The organism is Streptomyces sp. NPDC042346 (assembly GCF_055581845.1).
Window position 1 is genome coordinate 74,336 of the sequence record NZ_JBVJEH010000007.1, and the last position, 23,655, is coordinate 97,990.

The 23,655-nt window shown below is 73.0% G+C and carries 24 protein-coding genes; 14 read left to right on the top strand and 10 right to left on the bottom strand.

Going from position 1 to position 23,655, the window contains the following annotated elements:
- Positions 1-63: 63 nt before the first annotated feature.
- The 5 genes from fabG to ACZ6K0_RS26545 all read left to right on the top strand — a co-directional run bounded on the left by fabG (position 64) and on the right by ACZ6K0_RS26545 (position 4,679).
- Positions 64-825 carry a 3-oxoacyl-ACP reductase FabG gene (fabG, locus tag ACZ6K0_RS26525; protein ID WP_125743463.1) on the top strand — a complete coding sequence of 254 codons (762 nt, stop codon included), beginning with the start codon at positions 64-66 and terminating at the stop codon, positions 823-825.
- Positions 826-856: 31 nt separating this feature from the next.
- On the top strand, positions 857-1,624 hold the full coding sequence (locus ACZ6K0_RS26530) for an SDR family oxidoreductase (RefSeq protein ID WP_376397052.1): 768 nt from the start codon (positions 857-859) through the stop codon (positions 1,622-1,624).
- Positions 1,625-1,772: 148 nt separating this feature from the next.
- Positions 1,773-3,350, top strand: coding sequence for an ABC transporter substrate-binding protein (locus ACZ6K0_RS26535; RefSeq protein ID WP_376397049.1), 1,578 nt, complete (start codon positions 1,773-1,775; stop codon positions 3,348-3,350).
- A 101-nt stretch (positions 3,351-3,451) separates the two neighbouring features.
- The gene (ung, locus tag ACZ6K0_RS26540; RefSeq protein ID WP_376397046.1) at positions 3,452-4,135 is read left to right on the top strand and encodes a uracil-DNA glycosylase; all 684 of its coding nucleotides are present in this window, start codon (positions 3,452-3,454) and stop codon (positions 4,133-4,135) included.
- A 70-nt stretch (positions 4,136-4,205) separates the two neighbouring features.
- Positions 4,206-4,679: a hypothetical protein gene (locus ACZ6K0_RS26545; RefSeq protein ID WP_376397043.1), complete on the top strand. Its 474-nt coding sequence runs from the start codon at positions 4,206-4,208 to the stop codon at positions 4,677-4,679.
- Between the two features lie 25 nt (positions 4,680-4,704).
- Here ACZ6K0_RS26545 and ACZ6K0_RS26550 read toward each other — a convergent pair whose 3' ends face one another.
- From ACZ6K0_RS26550 to ACZ6K0_RS26560, 3 genes are all read right to left on the bottom strand, one after another.
- Complete coding sequence (locus ACZ6K0_RS26550; protein ID WP_376397040.1) at positions 4,705-5,226, bottom strand: hypothetical protein; 522 nt, start codon at positions 5,224-5,226, stop codon at positions 4,705-4,707.
- Between the two features lie 95 nt (positions 5,227-5,321).
- A complete protein-coding gene (locus ACZ6K0_RS26555; protein ID WP_376397038.1) occupies positions 5,322-5,849 on the bottom strand; it encodes a DinB family protein in 528 nt (175 codons plus the stop codon).
- Between the two features lie 94 nt (positions 5,850-5,943).
- Positions 5,944-6,642 (bottom strand): TetR/AcrR family transcriptional regulator, encoded by a 699-nt coding sequence (locus ACZ6K0_RS26560; protein WP_469232570.1) that lies wholly within the window; start codon positions 6,640-6,642, stop codon positions 5,944-5,946.
- 91 nt (positions 6,643-6,733) lie between these two features.
- Here ACZ6K0_RS26560 and ACZ6K0_RS26565 point away from each other — a divergent pair, with 91 nt between their 5' ends.
- The gene (locus ACZ6K0_RS26565) at positions 6,734-7,924 is read left to right on the top strand and encodes an FAD-dependent monooxygenase (protein ID WP_469232568.1); all 1,191 of its coding nucleotides are present in this window, start codon (positions 6,734-6,736) and stop codon (positions 7,922-7,924) included.
- A gap of 104 nt (positions 7,925-8,028) precedes the next feature.
- Positions 8,029-8,934, top strand: coding sequence for a Gfo/Idh/MocA family protein (locus ACZ6K0_RS26570; protein ID WP_376397029.1), 906 nt, complete (start codon positions 8,029-8,031; stop codon positions 8,932-8,934).
- Here the strand turns inward: ACZ6K0_RS26570 and lnt are convergent.
- Both lnt and ACZ6K0_RS26580 read right to left on the bottom strand, forming a co-directional pair.
- Positions 8,858-10,537 carry an apolipoprotein N-acyltransferase gene (gene lnt, locus ACZ6K0_RS26575; RefSeq protein ID WP_469232566.1) on the bottom strand — a complete coding sequence of 560 codons (1,680 nt, stop codon included), beginning with the start codon at positions 10,535-10,537 and terminating at the stop codon, positions 8,858-8,860. The two genes, ACZ6K0_RS26570 and lnt, sit on opposite strands and share 77 nt — an antisense overlap.
- Positions 10,538-10,596: 59 nt before the next feature.
- Positions 10,597-11,040 carry a nuclear transport factor 2 family protein gene (locus ACZ6K0_RS26580; RefSeq protein ID WP_376397023.1) on the bottom strand — a complete coding sequence of 148 codons (444 nt, stop codon included), beginning with the start codon at positions 11,038-11,040 and terminating at the stop codon, positions 10,597-10,599.
- Positions 11,041-11,121: 81 nt separating this feature from the next.
- Here ACZ6K0_RS26580 and ACZ6K0_RS26585 point away from each other — a divergent pair, with 81 nt between their 5' ends.
- The gene (locus ACZ6K0_RS26585; protein WP_469232564.1) at positions 11,122-11,715 is read left to right on the top strand and encodes a flavin reductase family protein; all 594 of its coding nucleotides are present in this window, start codon (positions 11,122-11,124) and stop codon (positions 11,713-11,715) included.
- A 12-nt stretch (positions 11,716-11,727) separates the two neighbouring features.
- Here ACZ6K0_RS26585 and ACZ6K0_RS26590 read toward each other — a convergent pair whose 3' ends face one another.
- Complete coding sequence (locus tag ACZ6K0_RS26590; protein ID WP_376397017.1) at positions 11,728-12,600, bottom strand: undecaprenyl-diphosphate phosphatase; 873 nt, start codon at positions 12,598-12,600, stop codon at positions 11,728-11,730.
- A 146-nt stretch (positions 12,601-12,746) separates the two neighbouring features.
- A complete protein-coding gene (locus ACZ6K0_RS26595; RefSeq protein WP_376397015.1) occupies positions 12,747-13,208 on the bottom strand; it encodes a winged helix-turn-helix transcriptional regulator in 462 nt (153 codons plus the stop codon).
- A 103-nt stretch (positions 13,209-13,311) separates the two neighbouring features.
- Between ACZ6K0_RS26595 and ACZ6K0_RS26600 the strand changes: the two genes are divergently transcribed.
- Positions 13,312-14,481, top strand: a complete 1,170-nt coding sequence (locus tag ACZ6K0_RS26600) for a thiolase family protein (protein ID WP_469232561.1) — start codon at positions 13,312-13,314, stop codon at positions 14,479-14,481.
- A gap of 13 nt (positions 14,482-14,494) precedes the next feature.
- Here ACZ6K0_RS26600 and ACZ6K0_RS26605 read toward each other — a convergent pair whose 3' ends face one another.
- Positions 14,495-15,253, bottom strand: coding sequence for a TVP38/TMEM64 family protein (locus tag ACZ6K0_RS26605; protein WP_469232559.1), 759 nt, complete (start codon positions 15,251-15,253; stop codon positions 14,495-14,497).
- Between the two features lie 97 nt (positions 15,254-15,350).
- On the opposite strand from ACZ6K0_RS26605, the gene ACZ6K0_RS26610 reads away from it, so the two are divergent.
- Both ACZ6K0_RS26610 and ACZ6K0_RS26615 read left to right on the top strand, forming a co-directional pair.
- Entirely contained in the window at positions 15,351-16,097 is a 747-nt protein-coding gene (locus tag ACZ6K0_RS26610; RefSeq protein ID WP_469232557.1) for a DNA alkylation repair protein, read from the top strand.
- A gap of 65 nt (positions 16,098-16,162) precedes the next feature.
- Positions 16,163-17,008, top strand: a complete 846-nt coding sequence (locus ACZ6K0_RS26615) for a spermidine synthase (RefSeq protein WP_376397004.1) — start codon at positions 16,163-16,165, stop codon at positions 17,006-17,008.
- Here ACZ6K0_RS26615 and ACZ6K0_RS26620 read toward each other — a convergent pair.
- Positions 16,970-18,325: an MFS transporter gene (locus ACZ6K0_RS26620; RefSeq protein ID WP_376397001.1), complete on the bottom strand. Its 1,356-nt coding sequence runs from the start codon at positions 18,323-18,325 to the stop codon at positions 16,970-16,972. The genes ACZ6K0_RS26615 and ACZ6K0_RS26620 overlap by 39 nt on opposite strands.
- Positions 18,326-18,389: 64 nt before the next feature.
- Complete coding sequence (locus ACZ6K0_RS26625) at positions 18,390-19,553, bottom strand: DUF8017 domain-containing protein (protein WP_469232555.1); 1,164 nt, start codon at positions 19,551-19,553, stop codon at positions 18,390-18,392.
- Between the two features lie 97 nt (positions 19,554-19,650).
- Here ACZ6K0_RS26625 and ACZ6K0_RS26630 point away from each other — a divergent pair, with 97 nt between their 5' ends.
- The 3 genes from ACZ6K0_RS26630 (at position 19,651) to ACZ6K0_RS26640 (ending at position 23,535) form a co-directional block, all read left to right on the top strand.
- Entirely contained in the window at positions 19,651-20,088 is a 438-nt protein-coding gene (locus ACZ6K0_RS26630; protein WP_376397298.1) for a DUF4442 domain-containing protein, read from the top strand.
- A gap of 159 nt (positions 20,089-20,247) precedes the next feature.
- A complete protein-coding gene (locus ACZ6K0_RS26635; protein WP_469232554.1) occupies positions 20,248-22,815 on the top strand; it encodes a beta-glucosidase in 2,568 nt (855 codons plus the stop codon).
- Between the two features lie 66 nt (positions 22,816-22,881).
- Entirely contained in the window at positions 22,882-23,535 is a 654-nt protein-coding gene (locus ACZ6K0_RS26640; RefSeq protein WP_376396992.1) for a DedA family protein, read from the top strand.
- Positions 23,536-23,655: the final 120 nt, after the last annotated feature.

Genomic DNA, 23,655 nt, shown 5'->3' on the forward strand with positions numbered 1-23,655 from the left:
GCGTGAGCGGGGCGGGCGGTCCGTCCGCGGTCAGGGTCGATCCAAGGGCGAGGAGAACCAAGCATGTCCACCACCGAGCAGCGCGTAGCCGTCGTCACGGGTGCCGCACGAGGCATCGGCGCCGCCACGGCGCTCCGCCTCGCGGCCGAGGGCCGCGCCGTCGCCGTACTCGACCTCGACGAGGCGGCCTGCAAGGACACCGTCGAGAAGATCACGGCCGCGGGCGGCACCGCCCTCGCCGTCGGCTGCGACGTCTCCGACGGCGCCCAGGTGGAGGCCGCCGTCGCGCGGATCGCCGCCGAGCTCGGCGCGCCGACGATCCTCGTCAACAACGCCGGCGTGCTCCGCGACAACCTGCTCTTCAAGATGTCCGAGTCCGACTGGGACCTCGTCATGAACGTGCACCTCAAGGGCGCCTTCCTGATGGCGAAGGCCTGCCAGAAGCACATGGTGGACGCGGGCTTCGGCCGGATCGTCTCGCTCTCCTCCTCCTCGGCGCTCGGCAACCGCGGCCAGGCCAACTACTCGGCCGTCAAGGCGGGCCTGCAGGGCCTCACCAAGACGCTCGCCAAGGAGCTCGGCAAGTTCGGCGTCACCGCCAACGCCGTCGCCCCCGGCTTCATCGTCACCGAGATGACCGCGCAGACCGCCGAGCGCGTCGGCATGGGCTTCGAGGAGTTCCAGGCCGCCGCCGCCTCCATGATCCCCGTCCAGCGCGTCGGCCGCCCCGAGGACGTCGCGAACGCGATCGCCTTCTTCGCGGGCGACGACGCCGGCTTTGTCTCCGGCCAGGTCATGTACGTGGCCGGCGGCCCGCTCAACTGACGTACCGGCGCAGCAGCGAGAGGAGGCGGTCATGACCGCGAACGAACGGCCGGAGCTCTCCGGCAAGGTCGCCCTCGTCACCGGCGCGAGCCGGGGCATCGGCTACGGCATCGCCGAGGCGCTGGTCGCCCGCGGCGACCGGGTCGTCATCACGGGGCGCGGCGAGGAGGCCCTCAAGGAGGCCGCGGAGCGGCTCGGTGCCGACCGGGTCATCGCCGTCCCCGGCAAGGCCCACGACCTGGCCCACCAGGCCGCCGCCGTCGAGGCGGCCATGGACGGCTTCGGCCGGCTGGACTTCCTGGTCAACAACGCCGGGACGAACCCGGTCTTCGGCCCCATCGCCGATCTGGACCTGGGCGTGGCCCGTAAGGTCTTCGAGACCAATGTGATCTCCGCGCTCGGTTTCGCCCAGCGGAGCTGGCACGCCTGGCAGAAGGATCACGGCGGTGCAATCGTGAACATCGCGTCCGTCGCCGGCATCTCGGCCTCTCCCTTCATCGGCGCGTACGGGATGAGCAAAGCCGCGATGGTGAATCTGACCCTCCAGCTGGCGCACGAATTCGCGCCGCTCGTGCGGGTCAACGCCATCGCCCCGGCCGTGGTGAAGACGAAGTTCGCACAGGCCCTGTACGAGGGCCGTGAGGCGGAGGCGGCCGCCGCCTATCCGCTCGGCCGGCTCGGCCTCCCCGAGGACATCGGGGGCGCGGCAGCGTTCCTGACCTCCGCGCAGTCGGAGTGGATCACCGGCCAGACCCTCGTCGTCGACGGCGGGATTTTCCTGAACGCCGGAGTCGGCTGACCGATATCCGGACACTTTCCGGATTTCATGTCCGGATTGGCCCCGGTTATACGTCGAATGCCTCAAGTGCCCCGTCAGGCTCAAAGATTGACCTGACGGGGTGCTGCGGTATCGTCGGCCGACCCGTGGCTGAACGAGGAGCGTGCACGTGTTCAACCGGACCAGTCTGCAGGCCGCTGCAGCCCTTGCGTCCATATCCCTGGTGGCCGGATGCGGTGTCTTTTCGGACAGCGAATCCGCCGGGGATCAGAGAATCGTCATCGGTACGATGAGTTCTCCCACCACGCTTGATCCGGCCGCGGCCTGGGACAATTCCTGGGAGCTCTTCCGGAATGTCTTCCAGACCCTGGTGAGTTTCCCGACAGGCAGCACGGCGCCGCAGTCCGACGCCGCCGACTGCAAGTTCACGGACACGTCGAGCCGGATCTTCGAGTGCAAGCTCCAGGAGGGCCTCAAGTTCTCCAACGGGCACAAGCTGGACGCCGAGGCCGTGCGGTACTCGATCGAGCGCATCCGCACGATCAACCACAAGGGCGGCCCCAACGGGATGCTCGGCTCGCTCGGCAAGATCGAGACCGTCGGCGACCGCACGGTCGTCTTCCGCCTGAACAAGTCGGACGCCACCTTCCCGTTCGTCCTCGCGACCCCCGCGATGTCGCTCGTGGACCCGGCCGAGTACCCGGCGGACAAGCTCCGCACGGACGGCAAGCTCGTCGGCTCCGGCCCGTACGTCCTCGACTCCTACGAGGAGCGGAAGACGGCCGAGCTGACCAAGAACCCGACCTACAAGGGGTTCGCCGCCCGCAAGAACGGCGGCGCGACGATCCGGTACTACGAAGACTCCGCGGCGATGGTCGCGGCGCTCCGGAAGGACGAGATCGACGCCACCTACCGCGGCCTCAGCGCCGAGGAGGTCGTCGCGCTCCAGGAGGACAAGCCGGAGAATAAGCGCCTCCAGATCGTCGAGTCCACCGGCGCCGACATCCGCTACCTGGTCTTCAACACCCAGGACCCCTCGGTCGCCAAGCCGGCCGTCCGCAAGGCCATCGCCCAGCTCGTCGACCGCGACGCGCTGGTCGAGAAGGTCTACCAGGGCACCGCCGAGCCCCTGTACTCGATGGTGCCCAAGGGCATCGCCGCGCACACCACCAAGTTCTACGACCGCTACGGCACGCCGAGCGTCTCCAAGGCCAAGAAGATCCTGAAGAGCGCCGGGATCGAAGAACCCGTCGAGCTGGACTTCTGGTACACGACCGACCGGTACGGCTCCTCGACGGCCGCCGAGTTCACCGAGCTGAAGCGCCAGCTGGAGGCGTCCAAGCTCTTCAAGGTCGAGCTGCACGGCAAGCCGTGGAAGGAGTTCCAGGCGGGCTACCAGAAGGGCGAGTACCCGGTCTTCGGGCGCGGCTGGTTCCCCGACTTCCCGGACCCGGACAACTTCGTCGCCCCCTTCGTGGGCAAGGAGAACGTCCTCGGCACGCCCTACGAGAGCAACCGGATCACCGGCGAGCTGCTCCCGAAGTCCCGCCGCGAGAGCGACCGCGGGACGGTCACGGACGAGTTCGTGGAGGCCCAGGAGATCCTGGTCCAGGACGTCCGCCTGCTGCCCCTGTGGCAGGGCAAGCTGTACATCGCGGCCGGTGAGGACATCGGCGGCGCCGAGCGCGCGCTCGACCCGCAGACGGTCATGCAGCTGTGGGAGCTGCACCGCCGCGCCAGCTGGTAGCCCGTGACCGGCCCCGGTGGGCGGCCTGCGGGGGTCACTGTCAGTGGCCCCCGGTAGGTTCTGGGACGTAGAACAGGAACGTCCACCGGAGGTTGTTGACCATGACCGACACCAGCATGCTGCCCGAGTCCTGGCAGGGTGTTCTCGGCGAGGAGCTGCGCAAGCCGTACTTCGCGCAGCTCACCGAGTTCGTCGAGGAGGAGCGTGCCAGGGGACCGGTCTTCCCCCCGAAGGACGAGGTCTTCGCAGCCCTCGACGCCACCCCGTACGACAAGGTGAAGGTCCTGATCCTCGGTCAGGACCCCTACCACGGCGAGGGGCAGGGGCACGGCCTCTGCTTCTCCGTCCGGCCCGGCGTGAAGACCCCGCCCTCCCTGCGGAACATCTACAAGGAGATGCAGGCGGAGCTGGGCCACCCGATCCCGGACAACGGCTATCTGATGCCGTGGGCCGAGCAGGGCGTCCTCCTGCTCAACGCGGTCCTGACGGTCCGCTCCGGCGAGGCGAACTCGCACAAGGGCAAGGGCTGGGAGAAGTTCACCGACGCGGTGATCACCGCCGTCGCCTCGCGGCCCGACCCCGCCGTCTTCGTCCTCTGGGGCAACTACGCGCAGAAGAAGCTGCCGCTCATCGACGAGGAGCGGCACGTCGTCGTGAAGGGGGCCCACCCCTCGCCCCTGTCGGCGAAGAAGTTCTTCGGCTCGCACCCCTTCGGCCAGATCGACGCGGCCGTCGCGGCCCAGGGACACGACCCGATCGACTGGCGCGTTCCGGACCTCGGCTGAGCCTCGGCCGGATCGGGTCCGGGTGCGGCTAGCGTCGGCTCTCCCAATGGGTGAGCGGGTGGAGGTCGGCGTGACCGAGCAGCAGCAGGCGGCGGACGACGGGGTCATGACCAGGATCGGGCAGGCCACGATGCTGCTGCACGGCGGCGACCGCGAAGAGGCCCGCAACCGGTTCGGGGTGCTGTGGCAGGAGATCGGTCCCGAAGGGGACCCCTTGCACCGCTGCACCCTCGCCCACTACATGGCCGACGCCCAGGACGACCCCGACGCCGAGCTGGCCTGGGACCTGCGGGCACTGGGCGCGGCCGGGGAGCTCGCGGACGAGCGGCTCGCCGAGCACGGCTCGGCGGTCGCACTGCGCGCGCTGTACCCGTCGCTCCACCTCAACCTCGCCGCCGACTACGTCAAGCTCCAGCGGCCGGACGCCGCGCGGGTCCACCTGGACCGGGCCCGCGCGGCGTCGGACACGCTCGACGACGACGGCTACGGGAACGGGGTGCGGGCCGCGATCGAGCGCTTGGACGTGCGGCTCCGGAGCATGTGACCGGGAGTCTGGATGCCGCGGCGGCTCACCGGCCGTACGTGCCGTGGCAGATCCTGGCCTGATCGCTGCCCGGGTCCCAGCCCCCGTACCGTTCGCCCAGGTCGCAGACGTCCGCCCGGGAGCGCGGCGGTTCCTTCGGCAGCTCCGCGAGTCCCGGCAGCTCCGGCACGGCCGGCCAGGGCTCCGGGCGCGACACCTCGCGGTGCCGGGGGGTGGCGGTGGGGCGCGGCGGCGAGGGGCGTGGCGGGGCCGCCGTCCGCCGGTGCCGCTCGGGTACGGAATCGGCCGCGGGGGCGGGTAAGGGCGTCGCGCGGGGCGCGGCGGACCCCTGGGGCGCGGCGGAGGGCGGGGGAGCGGGAAGCGCCGCTTCGAGGGCCTCGCGGGCCGGGCCCTCGACCATCTGCGGCGCCGCTTCCTGGGTGGGGAGGACGGAGGACTCCGCCGCGGGCGCGGGCGCCGGCGGCTGCGCGTCCACCGGGACGCAGCCCGCCAGGGCGGCGACCGCCGCCCCGACCAGGATCTTCGCTGTGGTTCGGGTTCGATGCACCGCGCCACTCTGCTGGTCCGGCGGCGATCTTCGCGCCCCTACCGGCCGGGAATGCCCCGCACGGGTGAGCCGTCGCGGGCCCCGCCTTGACCTGCTCAGTCGCCGGTGGCGCCGTCGATCCGCTCCCGGAGCAGGTCAGCGTGGCCGTTGTGGCGGGCGTACTCCTCGATCATGTGCAGGTAGATCCAGCGGAGGTTGAAGGTCTCCCCGGTGCGGTGCTCGCCGACGCCGAGGTCGTCGAGGCCGTGCGGGGCGGCCAAGGTGCGCGCGTGGGCGATCTCGGCCTGCCAGGTCGCGTACGCCTCCTCGTAGGTGTCCTCGTCCGTGGCGTGGATGTCCCGGTCGTGGTCCTCCTTGGTGGAGTAGATCCAGTCCGCCTTCTCACCGGAGAGAACGCGGCGGAACCAGCCGCGCTCGACCTCGGCCATGTGCCGGACGAGACCCAGCAGGTTGAGGTCGGACGGCGGAGCGGACGGGGTGCGCAGCTGGGCGTCGTCGAGGCCCTCGCACTTGATCGCGAGGGTCGCGCGATGGAAGTCGAGCCACTGCTCGAGCGCCTCGCGCTCGCCCGAGGTGGTGGACGGGTCGACGCGGGGGACGGAATCGGTGCGTTCGGTGGTCATGCGCGGCATCGTCCCCCATGATCACCGACCGCGCCAGCGCTTTCCCGCCCGGCTCCGGTCCCCGGGACGCGGGACACGGGACGTGGGACGCGGTCTAGCGGGGGCCGAGCATGCCCCGCAGCAACTCGTCGAAGCCGGTGCGCAGTTCCGCCCGGCTGGGCACGGCCGCGTGGAAGGAACCAGCGGCGCAGGAGAACATCAGCCCCTCGCACCAGGCGACGAGGGAGAGCGCGTGCCGCTCGGGCTCCGGCGAGCCGGCCGCCGTCATCGCCGCGACCAGCGGTCCGTGGAAGGCGGAGCCCGCGGCGTCGAAGAAGGCGCGGAGCTCGGGGCGGCGGGTGGCCTCCAGGGCCAGCTCGTAGCGGGAGACGAGCAGCGCGCGGTGGTCCGTGAGGTAGCGGTGCAGGGCGAGGGCGAACGCGTCCACGAGGGCGTCCACGAGTGCGCCGGCGGTCGGGGGCGTGTCGGCGTCATGGTGGGTCTCCGTCCCGCCGGCGCCCGGCAGCTCGTCCGGAGTCAGCACGCGCGCCTCCCAGTGGACCTGGCGGCGCACGGCCGTCTCCAGGAGCGCCTGGCGGGTGCGGGCGTGATTGGAGGTCGACCCCTGCGGCAGCCCGGCCCGTTCGTCCACGGCGCGGTGCGTCAGGCCGCGCATGCCGCGCTCGACGAGGAGGTCGAGGGCGGCGTCCCCGATCCGCTCGGCGCGGGAGGCGGAGGAGGCGGGCGAGGCGGGCGAGGTGGGGGAAGCGGGGGAAGCGGGGGTGTCCGCGGAGTCGGCGGTCGGTGCGCTCATGGGGACAACGTACTACCGGCCCGACTACACCTGTAGTACGGTCGCGATGTCGACTCACTACACCTGTAGTTACGGACTCCGGGGAGCAGCCATGGAACAGCAGCACCGTGCCGTCGTCGTCGGAGCCGGAATCGGCGGGCTCACCGCCGCCGTCGCCCTCCACCGCAACGGCTGGCAGGTCACCGTCCTGGAGCGCGCCGCCGACCTCACGCCCGTCGGCGCCGGCATCGCCCTCGCCCCCAACGCCCAGCGCGCCCTGGACGTCATCGGCCTCGGCGACCGCGTCCGCGCCCTCGCCGCGTGGCAGGGCGACGGCGGCATGCGGACCCCCGACGGCCGCTGGCTCGCCCGGACCGACGCCCGGGCCGCCGCCGCGCGCTTCGGCGGACCGCTCGTCCTCCTCCACCGCGCCACCCTCGTCGAGATCCTCACCTCGGCGCTCCCCGACGGCACCGTCCGCACCGGAGCGGCCGCCGTCCTCGCCGATCCCGGCGACGACCGGCACCCCGCCCGCCTGACCACCCCGGACGGCGAGACCGAGGCCGAACTCGTCGTCGCCGCCGACGGCATCCGGTCCGCGACGCGGCACCTGCTCTTCCCCGGGCACCCCGGACCCCGGTACGCCGGCTGCACCACCTGGCGGGTCGTCGTCCCCGCCCCCGCACGGCCCTTCGCCCCGCACGAGACCTGGGGCGCCGGACGCCTCTGGGGCACCCAGCCCCTCAAGGACGGCCGGATCTACGCGTACGCCATGGCCACCGCCCCCGCCGGGGCCCACGCCGCCGACGACGAGAAGGCCGAACTCCTGCGCCTCTTCGGCGACTGGCACCACCCCGTCCCCGAGATCCTCGCCGCCGTCGACCCCGCCCAGGTCCTGCGCCACGACGTCCACCACCTGCCCGACCCGCTGCCCGCCTTCCACCGGGGCCGGGTCGCCCTCCTCGGCGACGCCGCGCACGCGATGATGCCGAGCCTCGGCCAGGGCGGGAACCAGGCCGTCGAGGACGCCGTCGTCCTCGCCCACCACGCCCGCTCCGGACCCGACTTCGACCCCGGCCGCGCGCTCGCCGCTTACACGGCCGACCGCCTGCCGCGCACCACCGCCATCGGGCGCAAGGCCGCCCGCACCGGCGCGGTCACGCTCCTCTCCGCCCGGCCCGCCGTCGCCCTGCGCTCGGCACTCGTCGGCGCCGTCTCCCGCTTCGGTCCGGGCCTCGTCCTGCGTGGTTTCGACGGCATCGCCGACTGGCGGCCGCCGGTGGCACCGGCCCGTCCCGCGTAAGCTGACCGGCGCGAACGGCCCGCGCGAGAGGGGCCTGTGGACACGAGTGACACGAGTGCCACGAACGACACGAACGACACGAACACCTCGACAAGGGAGACCCCGTGAAGGTTGGCTGCATCGGACTCGGCGACATCGCGCAGAAGGCGTACCTGCCCGTCCTCGCCACCCTCCCCGGGGTCGAACTCCACCTCCAGACCCGCACCGCCGCGACCCTGGACCGGGTCGCCGACGTCCATCACCTGCCCGCCGCGCAGCGTCACCGCGACCTCGACTCGCTGCTCGCCGCCGGACTCGACGCGGCCTTCGTCCACGCCCCGACCGCCGCCCACGCCGAGATCGCCGGCCGCCTCCTCGAAGCGGGCGTCGCCACGTACGTCGACAAGCCCCTCGCCTACGAGTACGAGGACTCCGAGCGGATCGTGGAGCTCGCGGAGAAGCGCGCGGTCAGCCTCGCCGTCGGCTTCAACCGGCGCCTCGCCCCCTCCTACGCCCAGTGCGCCGAGCACCCGCGCGAGCTGATCCTCCTGCAGAAGAACCGCATCGGCCTGCCCGAGGACCCCCGCACCCTCGTGCTCGACGACTTCATCCACGTCGTCGACACCCTGCGCTTCCTCGTCCCCGGCGAGATCGAGCACGTCGACGTGCGCGCCCGGATCCGCGAAGGGCTCATGCACCACGTCGTGCTCCAGCTCTCCGGCGACGGCTTCACCGCCATCGGCATGATGAACCGGCTGAACGGCTCCACCGAGGAGATCCTGGAGGTCTCGGGGCAGGACACCAAGCGCCAGGTCCTCAACCTCTCCGACGTCATCGACCACAAGGGCCAGCCGACCGTCCGCAAGCGCGGCGACTGGGTGCCCGTGGCCCGCCAGCGCGGCATCGAGCAGGCCGTGCTCGCCTTCCTCGACGCCGTACGGGAGGGGCGGGTGCTCAGCGCCCGCGACGCCCTGCTGACCCACGAGCTGTGCGAGCGCGTGGTCCGCGAGGCCCTGATCCAGGCCTCCTGAGCGCGCCCGCGCCCTCGGCGGCGCACACGGCACCCACCACAACGAACGCCCCGTACAACGGCCAGTCGCCCCACCGGACGTAGCCCGTCGTCGCCGTCGAGAGCGGCAGCTCCCGTACGGCGACGGCGCTCGCGTCCGTGCCGAGGACGGGCCCGATCCGGCGGCCGTCGGGGCCGTACACGGCGCTGATCCCGGTGAGCGTGGCGTGCGCGACGGGCCGGCCCGTCTCCGCCGCCCGCAGCGCCGCCAGGGACGCGTGCTGGGCGGGCGCCCAGCTCTCCTGGAAGGTGCTGGTCGACGACTGGACGACGAGGAGTCCGGCGCCGTCCCGGACGAGCCGCCGGCTCATGTCGGGGAAGGCCGACTCGAAGCAGATCAACGGTCCGATCCGCAGCCCCTCGGACCCCGCCGCCGCGGGCAGCGTCATCACGACCGGCTCGGTGCCCCGCCGCCGGTCCTCCTGTGCCGCCCGGCCGACCGAGGTCGCCCAGCCCAGGACGCCGCGCGCGGGGACGTACTCGCCGAACGGCACGAGCCGCATCTTGTCGTAGCGCTGACCCGTCAGCCCCGCCGGGCCGACCAGGACGGCGCTCTTGTAGATGCCCGGGCGATCGGCGCCGCGCGCGTCCACGTTCACGAGGAGCGGCGCGTCGACCGCCCGCGCCAGGGCGGTGAGCCGGGCGGCGAGCTCGGGCCGTCCGGCCGGATCGGCGCCGACGCCGCTCTCGCCCCAGATCACCAGGTCCAGCCGCTGCCCCGCGAGCGAACGGGTCAGCTCCTCGGCGCGGGCGAGCCGCCGCTCGGCCCCGTCCGGACCGTCGAACACCCCGGGCTGTACGAGGGCCACGCGCACCGTCCCGTGCTCGCTCGGCGCCCCGACACCCCAGGCCGCCGCACCCGCCACGAGCGCGCAGGCCACGAGCCCCGCGACGCCGACGACACGCAGCCCTACGACCCCCGCGGCACGCAGCCCCGCGACCCCCGCGGCACGCGGCCCCGGCACCGCGACCAGCAGCGCCACGGCCGTGTTCACCGCGACCACGAGCAGGCTCACCAGCCACACCCCGCCGACCGAGGCGAGCCGCAACGCCGCCGGCACCTCCCACTGGCTCGCGCCGAGCAGCCCCCACGGCCCGCCGAGCCCCTCCCAGGAACGGACCAGCTCGATCAGCAGCCAGCCCGAGGGCACCGCGAGCAGGGCGGCGACGGCCCTCGGCGGTGACGGCACACCGCAGAGGAGGGAGCGCACGAGCCACGCCCACGGCACCCACAGCAGCCCGAGCAGCGCGGCCAGCGGCAGGAGGAAGACGTGCAGGCTCGGCAGCAGCCAGTGGTGGACGGCGAGCACGAACCCGGCCCCGCCCAGCCAGCCGTCCAGCGCCGCGCGGCGCGCCCCCGGGGCCGTACGGATCAGCAGCAGCCACGGGACGAGCGCCAGGTACGCCCACCACCAGAGGCCGGGCGCGGGGAAGGCGAGTGCGGGGAGCGCACCGCAGACGACGGCGAGCAGGGAGCGCACGAACCCGTGCCAAGGCACCGGGAAGCGGCCCCGGCCCGGTACGGGCTCGCGGTCCCGGTCGCGGTTCACGAACGGCATGCTCATGGCGGCCTCCCGCCCTTGCCTTCAGTGTCGGACGTGCCCGGTCCCCGCGCGTCCCGCCGTCAGTGCCGGCGCCACCGCTCGTCGACGACGACCGAGCGGAGCCGCCAGCCGTCGGCGGTGCGCAGCGCCGTGAAGGCGTAGCGGCCGCCGCAGATGAAGTCCTCGCCGGTGGCGAAGCGCATCGGGTTCACGTAGTCGGCGCGGACGTCCGCGCCGTCGCCGGACTCCTGGTACCCGCCCGCCTCACGGAAGAGGACCCGTCGGTTCACGATGAGGTGCTGGCGTACGGGGAAGAGGGTCATGGTCTCGGCGAGCCAGTCGGCGACCTCGGCCGCGGGGCCCTCGATCCCGCCCGAGCCGCGGTAGTCGGCCCGGCCGTCCGGGGTGAACAGGGCCCGGTAGCCGGCCCAGTCGGCATCGTCCACGGCCGCCGCGTAGCCGGTGATGAGGTCGTCGAGGGCGAGCCGGTCCATCACGGTCGCGAGGTCCACGCGCTGCGTCATCGGTTCAGTCTCGGGCAGCGGGGGCCCGGCGCCAAGGGGCGTGCGGGCGGTGGCTTCCGGGGCGCCGTCATACTGTCCGGCATGCGCGTGCACATGGATCCCGAAACGACCGACCGGACCTCCTTCTACCGGTTGCTCACGGCCACCGTCGTACCCCGGCCGATCGCCTGGGTCTCCACGACCTCGGCCGACGGGACGGACAACCTCGCCCCGCACTCCTTCTTCACCATCGCCTCGGTCACGCCGCCGGTCGTGCAGTTCACGTCGGTGGGACGAAAGGACTCGCTGCGGAACGTGGAGGAGACCGGCCAGTTCGTGGTCAACCTCGCCCCCGAAGGGCTCTTCGAGCAGATCAACGCCACGGCGACCGACTTCCCGCGCGGGGTGAGCGAGTTCGACGCCTGTGGGGTCGCGCGCGAGCAGAGCCTGCGCGTGAAGCCGCCGCGCGTGGCTCAGTCGCCGGTGGCACTCGAATGCGAGCTGCACAGCACGGTGCGGATCGGCGACTCGACGGTGGTCTTCGGCCGGGTCGTGCACGCGGCGGTCGACGAGTCGGTCATGACCGACGGCCACCCCGAGATGACCCGCATGCGCCCGCTCACCCGGCTCGGCAAGAACGAGTGGGGCACCCTGGGCGGCATCAAGGAGATCGCCCGGGTGCCCTACCAGGGCTGACGGCCGGGACCGTCAGCCCGCGGACTCGCCCGCGTGCGGGCTCAGGACGCCGGCGCCGACCAGGATGAACAGCAGGATGCCGAGCAGGATCCGGTAGATCACGAAGGGCATGAAGGACTTCGTGGTGATGAACTTCATGAACCAGGCGATCACCGCGTAGCCGACGACGAACGCGATGATCGTGGCGAAGATGGTCGGGCCCCAGGAGACGTGCCCCTCGCCCGCGTCCTTCAGTTCGTACGCGCCAGAGGCGAGGACCGCCGGGATCGCGAGGAGGAAGGAGTAGCGGGCGGCCGCCTCGCGGGTGTAGCCCATGAGCAGACCGCCGGAGATCGTCGCGCCCGAGCGGGAGACGCCCGGGATCAGGGCCATCGCCTGGCAGAGGCCGAAGATCAGGCCGTCCTTCACGCTGAGGTCCTTGAGCGACTTGCGCTCGTGGACGACCCGGTGGCGGCCGCCGGCCTCGTCCCGCGCGGCCAGCCGGTCGGCGACGCCCAGGACGATGCCCATGACGATCAGGGTGGTCGCGATCAGCCGCAGGTCGCGGAAGGGGCCCTCGATCTGGTCCTTGAGCGTGATGCCGAGGACGCCGATCGGGATGGAGCCGACGATGACCAGCCAGCCCATCTGGGCGTCGTGGTCGGAGCGCATCGCCTTGTCGGTGAGGGAGCGGAACCAGGCCGAGAGGATCCGCGCGATGTCCTTGCGGAAGTAGATCAGGACGGCCGTCTCCGTACCGATCTGGGTGATCGCGGTGAAGGCCGCGCCCGGGTCCTCCCAGCCCGCGAAGGCCGCGGTCAGCCGGAGGTGCGCGCTGGAGGAGATGGGAAGGAACTCCGTCAGCCCCTGTACGAGTCCGAGGATGAACGATTCGAACCAACTCATGGGGCTAGGGCCGTCCCGTTATGTACGTGTGCGGTCAGAAGGTCGAGCGCAGCGTACCGCCCCAAAGTGACGGGCCCGTGGTCAGGTCCGTGATGCTCTCGTGATCAGGGCTCGCGAGGTCCGGATCAGGGCTCACGGGGTCCGGATCACGGCTCGCGAGGTCCCGCGGCCGTCCACCCGGGCGCCCGGACGTGGGCGCTGAGGCTCCGCCGGTCGGCCTCGCCGCCGCAGTGGGCGCAGACGAGCCGGGGGCTGAGGACCTCGCCGCAGTCGTGCTCCAGGACGACGGGGCGGTCGTCCGCGTTGAGGTGGCGGTCGCCCCAGGCCATGAGGGTGACCAGGACGGGCTGGAGTTCCTCGCCGGCGGCCGTGGCCCGGTACTCGAAGCGCTGCGGGCGCTCGCTGTACGGCACCCGCTCCAGGATCCCCGCCTCGACGAGCCGCTTGAGGCGGGCGGTGAGGATGTCGCGCGGGGCGCCGGTGTTGCGCGCGATCCGGTCGAAGCGGTGCACGCCGAGGGAGACCTCGCGGAGGACGAGCAGCGCGTACTTCTCGCCGACGAGCGCGAGGGTGTCGGCGATCGAGCAGGGGCGGGGGGCGGCCTTCATGGGGTCAGCCTAGGGCAGCGGGGCGAAGAGGGTTTGAAAATCCAACTCACTGGGCTATGTTACCGATGAGTGTTGGTCCAGTTTTCCAACTCAGGAGTTGGTCATGCGTGACGCCGTCATCGTCGAAGCCGTCCGTACCCCGATGGGAAAGGGAAAGGCCGGGGGAGCCCTGTCCCACGTCCACCCCGTCGCCCTCCTCTCCCACACCCTGCGCGCCCTGATCGAACGCAGCGGCATCGACCCCGCCCTCGTCGACGACGTGATCGGCGGAACGGTCGACCAGGTCGGCGAGCAGGCCATGAACACCACCCGCTACGCCTGGCTCGGCGCCGGATTCCCCGAGTCCGTGCCCGCCACCACCGTCGACCGGCAGTGCGGCTCCTCCCAGCAGGCCGTCCACTTCGCCGCCCAGGGCGTCCTCTCCGGGGCGTACGACATCGCCGTCGCCTGCGGGGTCGAGTCCATGAGCCGGGTCCCCATGTGGTCCAACGTGCCGCCCGGCGCCGACCCCTTCGGCCCCGGCGTCGCCGAGCGCTACCCCGAGGGCCTCGTCCCGCAGGGCATCAGCGCCGAGCTCATCGCCGCCAAGTGGTCGATCGGCCGCGAGGCCATGGACGAGTTCGCCGCCGGATCGCACACCAAGGCCGCCCGCGCCTGGGAGGCGGGACTCTTCGACGCCGAGGCCGTCCCGTACGAGGGCGTCCGCCGTGACGAGACCGTGCGCCCGGCGACCACCCCGGAGATCCTCGCCGGTCTCCGGCCCGCCTTCGAGGACCCCGGCTTCGCCGCCCGCTTCCCGCAGATCGACTGGTCCGTCACCGCCGGCAACAGCAGCCCGATCAACGACGGAGCGTCCGCCGTGCTCGTCATGGCCGCCGACACCGCCCGGAGCCTCGGCCTGCGGCCCCTCGCCCGGCTGCACAGCTTCGCCGTCACCGGTTCCGACCCGCTGCTGATGCTGAGCGGCGTCATCCCCGCCACCGAGAAGGTCCTGCGCCGCGCGGGCCTCTCCCTCGCCGACATCGACCTCTTCGAGATCAACGAGGCCTTCGCGAGCGTCGTGCTCGCCTGGCAGCAGGAGACCGGCGCCGACCCGGCCAGGGTCAACGTCCACGGCGGGGCCATCGCGCTCGGACACCCGATCGGCGCCAGCGGCACGCGCATCGCGACGACCCTCGTCCACGCCCTCCGGGCCCGCGGCGCCCGCTACGGCCTCCAGGCGATGTGCGAGGCGGGCGGCCTCGCCAACGCGATGATCGTCGAGGCGCTCTGAGGGCCGTATCGAACTACGGGGCCGTACCGACCGGCTCCCGCTCCTCCAGAGCGGGAGCCGTGAGTGGTGCCGGGGCCCGCAGACCGTGGCGCTTGCGCCAGGCCACCACCGCCGCGCCGAGACCCGACAGGACGATGAACCCCGCCGAGAAGAGGAAGGCCGGCGACCCCGGCGAACCCGCCTGGGCGCCCGCGATCACGTATGCCGCCGTGTTCGGCACGGTGCCGATCGCCGTCGCCAGGAGGAACGGCACGTACCTCATCCGGGAGACCGCCGCGCAGTAGTTGGCCGCCGCGAACGGGACCCCCGGGAAGAGCCGGATCGCCAGCATCGAGCGGAAGCCGTGCCGGCTCAGCTGCCCGTCCGCCGCCGTCAGCCAGCGGCCCCGCAGCATCGGCCGCAGCGCGTCCTGCCCCAGGAAGCGGCCGAGGGTGAAGGAGATCCCGGCGCCGAGCACCGTCCCCGCGACCGCCGCCGTCAGACCGAAGGCCGAGCCGAAGAGCGCGCCCGCCGCCAGATTGAGCACCGGCCGCGGGACGAACGCCGCCGTGCACACGCCGTACGCGAGGCCGAAGAGCATCACCGCGCCCGCGCCGTCCGTCTGCTGCGGCCAGCCAGAGGAGAGCATCCGCTGCGGCTCGTACAGCAGCACGAGCCCCGCCGCGCAGAGCAGCAGCAGGGCGAGCATCGAGAGCCGCGCACGGGGCGAGAGCAGGGCCCGGGAGCAGCGGACGGCGAGGGAGCCCGGCGGCCGGGGCACGGGAGCGAGCATTCGGGGAGAGTAGCGGACGCGTCCGTATGATCGCCGTAATGTGTGTCATGTCCGTCCGGGCCGGAGCCCGTACCGCGCCGTGACAGAGAGACCTCCGATGGCCACCACGTCCGACACGTCCGACACCGCGCCGCCCTGCAGCGTCCGCGACGACGTCCCCGAGAGCGCCCTCGCCGACACCGTCCTCGACCGGCTCACCACCGTCTACCCCGCCGCGGGGAACCCCTTCCGGGCCCAGGAGATGGTCGCGTACATGAAGGGCGTCGCCCCCTTCCTCGGTGTACGCACCCCCGAGCGCCGCATCCTGTCCCGCACGGTCCTCGACGGCACCCCGCGCCCCGACGAGCAGGACTGCGCCGCGATCGCCCTGCGCTGCTTCGCCCTCCCCGAGCGCGAGTACCACTACTTCGCCGTCGACTACCTCCGCCGCCACGTGAAGCGCTGCTCCTCCGGCTTCCTCCCCGTCGCCCGCCGGCTCGTCACCACCGTCTCCTGGTGGGACACCGTCGACCACCTCGCCGCCCACGTCGTCGGCGGCCTCGTCGCGGCCGACCCGTCCCTCGCGGCCCGTATGGACGAGTGGATCGAGGACGACGACCTGTGGGTCGCCCGCACCGCGCTCCTCCACCAGCTCCGTTACAAGGACGCGACCGACGCCGACCGGCTCTTCGCCTACTGCCTGCGGCGCGCCGCGCACCCCGACTTCTTCGTCCGCAAGGCGATCGGCTGGAGCCTGCGCGAGTACGGCAAGACGGCCCCCGGCGAAGTGCGCGCCTTCGTGGCAGGCAACCGCTCCCTGCTCTCCCCGCTGTCCGTCCGCGAGGCCCTCAAGAACCTCGGCTGACGGCGGGACGGCCGTACAGGACGGCCCGTACCGGACGGTGCCGACCGCACCGGCACAATGAGAGCGTGAACGAGCACATCCCCGTCATCCGCGAGGTCGACCAGGGCACCGCGCGCCTCATGCCCGACGTGGACCGGGAGCAGGCGTGGCTCCTGACGGTCGACGGCGCACCCCAGTCGTACGTCGACCTGGACGATCCGGCGTACCTGGAGTTCGAGTACGCGCGCCGGCTCGCCCATGTCGTCGACGGCGCCGCCGCCGAGGGCGAACCGCTGGACGTCCTGCACCTGGGCGGCGGGGCGCTCTCGCTTCCCCGGTACGTCTGCGTCACCCGGCCCGGCTCGCGCCAGGACGTCGTCGAGGCGGACCGGGAGCTGCTCGCCCTCGTCGCCGAGCACCTGCCGCTGCCCGAGGGCTCGGGCGTCACCGTGCACGGCGCCGACGCCCGGCTCTGGCTGGAGGCGGCGCCGGACGCGTCGGCCGATCTGATCGTCGGCGACGTCTTCGGCGGCTCGCGGGTGCCCGCCCACCTCACCTCCGTCGAGTACGCCCGGGAGGTCCGGCGGGTCCTGAGGCCCGGCGGGCTCTACGCCGCCAACCTCGCCGACGGGGCGCCCTTCGCGTTCCTCCGCTCCCAGCTCGCCACCTTCGCCGCCGTCTTCCCCGAGCTGGCCCTCGTCGCCGAACCGGCCGTGCTGCGCGGCCGCCGCTTCGGGAACGCGGTCCTGGTCGCCTCGGGCCGGGAGATCGACATCGCCCACCTCGCCCGGCGGGCCGCCGCCGACGCCTTCCCCGCGCGCGTGGAGCACGGGGCGACGCTCGACCGGTTCACGGGGAACGCGGAACCGGTCCTGGACTCGGGGGCCGTACCGTCACCCGTTCCGCCGGACGGCGCCTTCGGCATCGGCTGAGACGGCCGTCGCGGTCGCGGCGGCGCTCTCCTTCAGGGTCTCCGGGGCCGTGCCCGTGACCTCCTTCGTATGCGTACGGCGGGTCAGGTTCCGTACGTCCGGCACCAGCAGGACCAGCGCGGTGACGAACACCATCAGCGCCGCCGCGCCCCACAGGGCCTCGCTCCGGCCGAACGCGCTCTCGGCCGGGCCCGCGAGCGCCGTGGACAGCGGCAGCAGGGCGGTCGAGCCGAACCAGTCGTAGGCGGAGACCCGGGAGAGCTTGTCCTCCGGGATCTCCTGGTGCAGGGCCGTCATCCACGAGACGCCGAAGACCTCGATGGCCGCGCCGCTGATGAACATCGCGACCGTGAGCCCCACCGCGTCCATCGGTACGGCGAGCGCCGCCGAGGGCAGCGCGATCGGGAAGACGCAGAGCGTGCCGACGAACAGCAGCCTGCGCGGCTTCCACCGGGCCATCAGGACGGCGCCGACGAGGGTCCCCACGCCGTACGCGGCGAGGGCGATGCCCCAGGGACGGGCGCCGCCCAGCTCGTCCTTCGCGACCAGCGGACCGAACACCGCCTCGACCGCCCCGATCAGGCCCACGACCACCGAGAACTGGGCGACGATCGACCACAGCCACGGCCGGCCGACGAACTCCTGCCAGCCTTCCCGCAGATCGGCGAAGAGCCCGCCGCTCGGCGCCCGCTCGGGGGTGCCGCTCACGTCGAGGAAGGCGCGCAGCCCGCCCGCGACGGCGAAGGCGAGCGCGTCGATCGCGAGGACCCAGCCGGGCCCGACGAACGCGACCAGTGCGCCGCCCAGCGCGGCGCCGCCGATCCCGGCGCCGTGCATGGCCATCCGGTAGACGGCGAACGCCCGGCCGGCCTGCTCCCCGGTCACGCTGGTCATCAGCATGCCCTCGGCCGCCGGGTTGAAGAACGCCTGCCCGGTGCCGCAGAGCGCGGTGAGCACCATCATCTGCCAGATCTGCGCCCCGCCCGAGAGGACGAGCACGGCGAAGACGGCCTGCGAGACGCAGTTGAGGGCGTTGGCGGCGACCATCACGCGGTGCCGGGGTATGCGGTCGGCCACCGCGCCGCCGATGAGCAGGAAGAGCACGAGCGGCAGGAAACGGGCCATCGCGACGAGCCCCACGTCGCCCGCGCTGCCGCCGCTCTCGAAGACCGCCCACGTGGTGGCGATCAGCGCGCCGTGCGCGCCGAGGTTGGTCACGACCGTGGCGGCCGTGAGCAGGACGTAGTTGCGGCCCGCCCACTCGGGGCGGCGGGAGGCGAAGGGGGTACGGCCGGGGGAGGCGGCGGGATTCGTCACTCCGGGACTATCCCTGTCGCCTCCCCCTCCTGCCAAACCGATATCCGGACGGCGAACGCCGTCGTCAGGACGGTGTGGTGAGCCTGACCGTGGACAGGATCTTCTTGATGGTGGCGTCCGGCAGCTCGTCCTTGACGCCGTCGGGTCCGTAGAGGACCCAGGTCGAGAAGTCGCCCTTGGCGTTCTTGAAGGTGAAGGCGATCGACTTGCCGTCGGTCTCGCACTTGTTGCGCTTCTTGACGCCCGGCGCCGTGGCCGTGGCCATGCTGCCCTTGAGCCCGGATGCCGTCGTGTACGGCACGGGCTTGGAGATCTTGATGATGCTCTTGGGCATGTGCTGCGCGTAGCCGCCCCACACCCACGTGCCGGCCTCGCCGCGCGCGGCGTCCGCCGTGTTCTTGGCGCCCTGGCCGCCCTTGGTGCCCGCGGTGGCCAGGCCCCAGGTGTCCGGGGTGCCGTTCTTGTCGACGTCGTAGGAGCACCAGTTGCTCTTGAGGCGGCTGGGGCTGGACATCGTGACGAGCGGGGCGCCGCCTTCCTTCTTCTCGTCCTCGAAGTACGTGATCATCCCCGGCTTCAGCACCTGCCACTCGGGCGGTACGTCGAACAGGGTGCCGTACTTGGGGTTGTGGACGACCTTCCAGCCGGGGATCGTCGGCTGCTGCGCGGCGCCGTCACGCGGGTTGTCGATCGGCGGCGCGGAGGACTCGTCGGTTTCGGAGGGCTGACCGGACGGCTGACCGGAAGCCGTCGCCGTGGCGGTCGGCTTCTTGTCGTCGGCGACCGGCTTGGTGTCGTCGTCATTGGAGAGGACGAGGAAACCGGTGACGCCGGCCGCGACGACCACGGCGGTCGCCGCGACGATCGCGATGAGGGTCGTCTGCTTCTTCTTGCCGCCGGGGCCGCCGGGACCGGGCGCACCGGGCTGCCCCGGCACCTGCCCCTGCCCGGGTACCGCGTACTGCGGCACGGTCGGCTGCTGGTACGGGTTCGGCTGCCCGTATCCGGGCTGCTGCGGGTAACCCTGCTGTCCGTACCCCTGCTGCGGGTAGCCCGGCTGCGCGGGCTGCTGCGGATAGCCGGGCTGCGTCGGCGGCTGCGGGTAACCGGGCTGCGTCGGCGGCTGCTGATAAGGGTTCTGCTGCGGGTACCCCGGCTGCTGGTACGGGTTCTGACTCTGGTCCTGCGGGTTCTGCTCGCCCCCGGGCGGCTGCTGTCCTGGCCACATGGCCAGTAACGATAGAGGTGCGGGGTCGGCGGAGCCACGAGAGGGATGGCCAAGGCTGCTACCGGTGGGTAACATCACGGCCATGAGCGCAGACCAGATGACCATCGGCGAGATGCTCGCCGCCACGGTCCCCATGGCCGGAACCCTGAACCTGGAGTTCCTGGAGACCACCGCCGAGCGCGCCGTCGTGCGCCTTCCGGACCAGCCCGCCTACCACAACCACGTCGGCGGCCCGCACGCCGGAGCGATGTTCACCCTGGCCGAGTCCGCCAGCGGCGCGATCGTGCTCGCGGCCTTCGGCGACCAGCTGAGCCGCGCCGTCCCGCTCGCCGTCAGCGCCGAGATCGGCTACAAGAAGCTGGCCATGGGCGTCGTCACGGCCACCGCGACCCTGGGCCGCCCCGCGGCCGAGGTCGTCGCCGAACTCGACGCCGGTCAGCGGCCGGAGTTCCCGGTACGCATCGACATCACCCGCGCGGACGGCGCCGTGACCGGCGAGATGACCGTCGTCTGGACCCTCCGCCCGAACGCCTGACCGGGCACCCCGCGCACCGCCCCGGCACCCCCCTTCGGGTGCCGGGGCGGTCGTGTTCCGGGTCGCCGACGCGGAAACGGACATCCCGTCGCGCATAGTGCGGTCAGGGCGCGGACGGATCCGGGCCGGGCCCGTACCCCCGTGCCGAGGAGCCGCCGCGTGTTCGACGAACCGTCAGCCGACCCCGCCGCCTCGGTGGAACCGGGACCCGCCGCAGCCGTCCGGTCCCTTCGGCGCGGGCCGGGGCTTTCCCGGCGGGCGCTGCTGCTCGCCCTCACCGGTGGTGCCGCCCTCGCGGCCGTCGCCTCGCCCGTGGCGGCGGCCGGAACGCGGTCCCGGCGGACGGTCACTCTCGCCGGTCGGGTCGACGACCTCCTCGCCCGGCTCACCCTCGACGAGAAGGTCTCCCTCCTTCACGGCGCCACCGACCCCGCGAGCCTCGGCCAGGCCGGCCACGTCCCCGGTGTGCCCCGGCTCGGCATCCCGCCGCTCCGGCTCGCCGACGGCCCCGCCGGGATCCGCGTCCGCCGCACCGCGACCGCCCTGCCCGCGCCCGTCATGCTCGCCGCCGCCTTCGACCCCGGCCTCGCCCGCGCCTACGGCCGGGTCATCGGCCGCGAGGGCCGCGCCCTCGGCCAGGACGTGCTGCTCTCCCCGATGGCGAACCTCATCCGCACCCCGTACGCGGGCCGGAACTTCGAGACCTTCTCCGAGGACCCGCTCCTCACCGCCGACCTCGTCGCCGAGGAGATCCGCGGCATCCAGGCCGAGGGCCTCGTCGCCACCGTCAAGCACTTCGCCCTCAACAACCAGGAACGCGACCGCACCACCGTCGACGTCCGCGCCGGCGAACAGACCCTGCACGAGACCGAGCTGCGCGCCTTCGAGGCGGCCGTCGCCGCCGGAGCGGGCGCCGTGATGGCCGCGTACAACAAGGTCGACGGCGTCCACGCCACCGAGAACGCCACCCTGCTCACCGCGATCCTGCGGGACCGCTGGGGCTTCGACGGCTGGGTCATGAGCGACTGGGAGGCCACCCATACGACCGGCCCCGCGCTCGCCGCCGGGCTCGACATGGAGATGCCCGGCGGCCGCCGCTTCGGCACCGCGCTCCGCGACGCCGTCCGCGCGGGCCGGATCGACGAGGCCGCCGTCGACCGCTCCGTACGCCGCGTCCTCTCCGTACGCGAGCGCTTCGGGCTCCTCGACGACACGCCCTCGCGCCCGGCAAGGGACGCCGCGTCCGGGGCCAGGCTCGCCCTCCGCGTCGCCACCGCCGGCGCGACCCTCCTGCGCAACCGGCGCGCGGCGCTGCCGCTCACCGCCCGCGCCGCCCGCTCCCTCGCCGTCGTCGGGCCCACGGCGGCCGTGCCGTTCGTCAGCGGCGGCGGCAGCGCCCATGTCGTCCCCGACGCGGCGCCCAGCCCCCTGGACGCGATCCGCGCCAGGGCGGAGGCGGCGGCCGGGGCGGGCGGCTCCGTCGCGTACGCCGTCGGTGAGGACCTCGTCGGACGGCCGCTGCCACCGCTGACACCCGCCCTCGACCTGGAGGGCGTCGACGTCGCCGCCGACGCCACCTGGACCCGTACGGTCACGCTCACCGCCACCGACCCCGACGAGTGGACCTTCCTCGTCCACTACAGCGGGCCCCGCCCCACCGTCACCCTCGACGGCACGGAGCTCTTCCCCGTCAAGCAGGGCATCACCGAGTACTTCGTCGGCGGTCTCCTCGGCCGCGCCCCCGACGGACTCCACGTCCGGCGCGCCACCGTGCGCCTCGCCGCCGGACCGCACGAGCTGACGGTCACCGCCCGCGGCGGAACCGCCGGTCAGCGCTTCCGGCTCCGCGCGGTGACCGGGGCGGACCGGGCCGCCGACGTGGCCGAGGCCGTACGGACCGCGCGCGCCGCGCACAGCGTCGTGCTCTTCGCCTACGAGGACGCCACCGAGGGCCAGGACCGCGTGACCCTCGCCCTCCCCGGCCACCAGGAGGCCCTGATCCAGGCCGTGACGGCCGCCAACCCCCGTACCACCGTCGTCCTCAACACCTCGTCGGCCGTCACCATGCCCTGGCTCGAACGGACCGCCGCCGTCCTCCAGATGTACTACCCCGGGCAGGAGGGCGCCGCCGCCACCACGGCCGTCCTCTTCGGCGACGCCGACCCGGGCGGGCGCCTCACCCAGACCTTCCCGGCCGCCGAGGACCGCCACCCCACGGCCGGGAACCCGCGCCGCTACCCGGGCGAGAACGGGGTGGAGGAGTACGGGGAGGGGGTCCACGTCGGGCACCGCTGGTACGAGGCGCAGGGCGTCACCCCGCTCTTCCCGTTCGGGCACGGGCTCTCGTACACGACCTTCCGGTACGAGGGCCTGACCGTCGGCCCCGGGGGAGAGGCCGGCGCGGGCGGACTCGACGTCACCTTCACCGTCCGCAACACCGGCCGGCGGGACGGCGTCGAGGTCGCCCAGGTCTACGTCGGTCCCTCCCCGGACCTCACCGGCCTCGGCATCGACCAGCCCGTCTCCGCCCTCGCCGGCTACCGCCGCCTGGAGCTCGCGGCCGGCGAACGCCGACGGGTGACCGTCCACGTCACCGCGCGCACCCTGTCCTCCTGGGACACCGCACGGCACGACTGGCTCCTCGGAACGGGCCGCAGGACCGTCCGCGTCGGCGCCTCCTCGGCCGACCCCGGCCTCACCGTCGGGGTCGAGGTCCGACCCTCCTGACCGGGTAGGCTGCCCCGGCGTGCCCGACGCGGTGCACGCCGGGCGGCCGACACGGGAGGAACCGCGTTGCACGTGCAGGAATGGCTGGAGACGATCCCGGCGGTCGCGATCTACGCGCTGGTGGGCGTGGTGATCGGGCTGGAGAGCCTGGGCATCCCGCTGCCCGGCGAGATCGTGCTCGTGAGCTCGGCGCTGCTCGCCTCGCAGCACGGCGACATCAACCCGTACGTCCTCGGTGCCTGCGCCACCGCCGGCGCGATCATCGGCGACTCGATCGGCTACGCCATCGGCCGCAAGGGCGGCCGGCCGCTGCTCGCCTGGCTGGGGAAGAAGTTCCCGAAACACTTCGGCGAGGCGAACATCGCACTCGCCGAGCGCTCCTTCCAGAAGTGGGGCATGTGGGCGGTCTTCTTCGGCCGCTTCATCGCCCTGCTGCGCATCTTCGCCGGGCCCCTCGCCGGCGTCCTGCACATGCCGTACTGGAAGTTCCTCATCGCCAACGTCCTCGGCGGCATCCTGTGGGCCGGCGGCACCACGGCCGTCATCTATTCGGTCGGCATCGTCGCCGAGGCCTGGCTCAAGCGCTTCTCCTGGCTGGGTCTCGTCCTCGCCGTGCTGATCGGTGTCGCGTCGATGCTGATCATCAAGAACCGTGCCAAGAAGGCGGCGGCGGAGCGGCCGGAGACCGCGGACCCGGAGCCGGTCGCCGTCGCGGACTGACGACAGGCGCAGAAGCGGAAGAGGGCGGCACCCGTGAAGGGTGCCGCCCTCTTCGTGTGCGGCTCGGTCGTCTGCCGCTAGGTCGTCCGCCGCTCAGGCCTCCGCCGCTGAGGCCTCCGC

Excerpts from the sequence above, each read along its gene's own strand:
- fabG (WP_125743463.1), top strand. The coding sequence starts at position 64 with ATGTCCACCACCGAGCAGCGCGTAGCCGTCGTCACGGGTGCCGCACGA.
- ACZ6K0_RS26610 (WP_469232557.1), top strand. The coding sequence starts at position 15,351 with ATGGCCACCACGTCCGACACGTCCGACACCGCGCCGCCCTGCAGCGTC.
- ACZ6K0_RS26630 (WP_376397298.1), top strand. The coding sequence starts at position 19,651 with ATGACCATCGGCGAGATGCTCGCCGCCACGGTCCCCATGGCCGGAACC.
- ACZ6K0_RS26625 (WP_469232555.1), bottom strand. The coding sequence starts at position 19,553 with ATGTGGCCAGGACAGCAGCCGCCCGGGGGCGAGCAGAACCCGCAGGAC.
- ACZ6K0_RS26560 (WP_469232570.1), bottom strand. The coding sequence starts at position 6,642 with ATGAGCGCACCGACCGCCGACTCCGCGGACACCCCCGCTTCCCCCGCT.
- ACZ6K0_RS26580 (WP_376397023.1), bottom strand. The coding sequence starts at position 11,040 with ATGACGCAGCGCGTGGACCTCGCGACCGTGATGGACCGGCTCGCCCTC.
- ung (WP_376397046.1), top strand. The coding sequence starts at position 3,452 with ATGACCGACACCAGCATGCTGCCCGAGTCCTGGCAGGGTGTTCTCGGC.
- ACZ6K0_RS26590 (WP_376397017.1), bottom strand. The coding sequence starts at position 12,600 with ATGAGTTGGTTCGAATCGTTCATCCTCGGACTCGTACAGGGGCTGACG.
- ACZ6K0_RS26595 (WP_376397015.1), bottom strand. The coding sequence starts at position 13,208 with ATGAAGGCCGCCCCCCGCCCCTGCTCGATCGCCGACACCCTCGCGCTC.
- ACZ6K0_RS26530 (WP_376397052.1), top strand. The coding sequence starts at position 857 with ATGACCGCGAACGAACGGCCGGAGCTCTCCGGCAAGGTCGCCCTCGTC.
- ACZ6K0_RS26600 (WP_469232561.1), top strand. The coding sequence starts at position 13,312 with ATGCGTGACGCCGTCATCGTCGAAGCCGTCCGTACCCCGATGGGAAAG.
- lnt (WP_469232566.1), bottom strand. The coding sequence starts at position 10,537 with ATGAGCATGCCGTTCGTGAACCGCGACCGGGACCGCGAGCCCGTACCG.
- ACZ6K0_RS26555 (WP_376397038.1), bottom strand. The coding sequence starts at position 5,849 with ATGACCACCGAACGCACCGATTCCGTCCCCCGCGTCGACCCGTCCACC.
- ACZ6K0_RS26585 (WP_469232564.1), top strand. The coding sequence starts at position 11,122 with ATGCGCGTGCACATGGATCCCGAAACGACCGACCGGACCTCCTTCTAC.
- ACZ6K0_RS26605 (WP_469232559.1), bottom strand. The coding sequence starts at position 15,253 with ATGCTCGCTCCCGTGCCCCGGCCGCCGGGCTCCCTCGCCGTCCGCTGC.
- ACZ6K0_RS26565 (WP_469232568.1), top strand. The coding sequence starts at position 6,734 with ATGGAACAGCAGCACCGTGCCGTCGTCGTCGGAGCCGGAATCGGCGGG.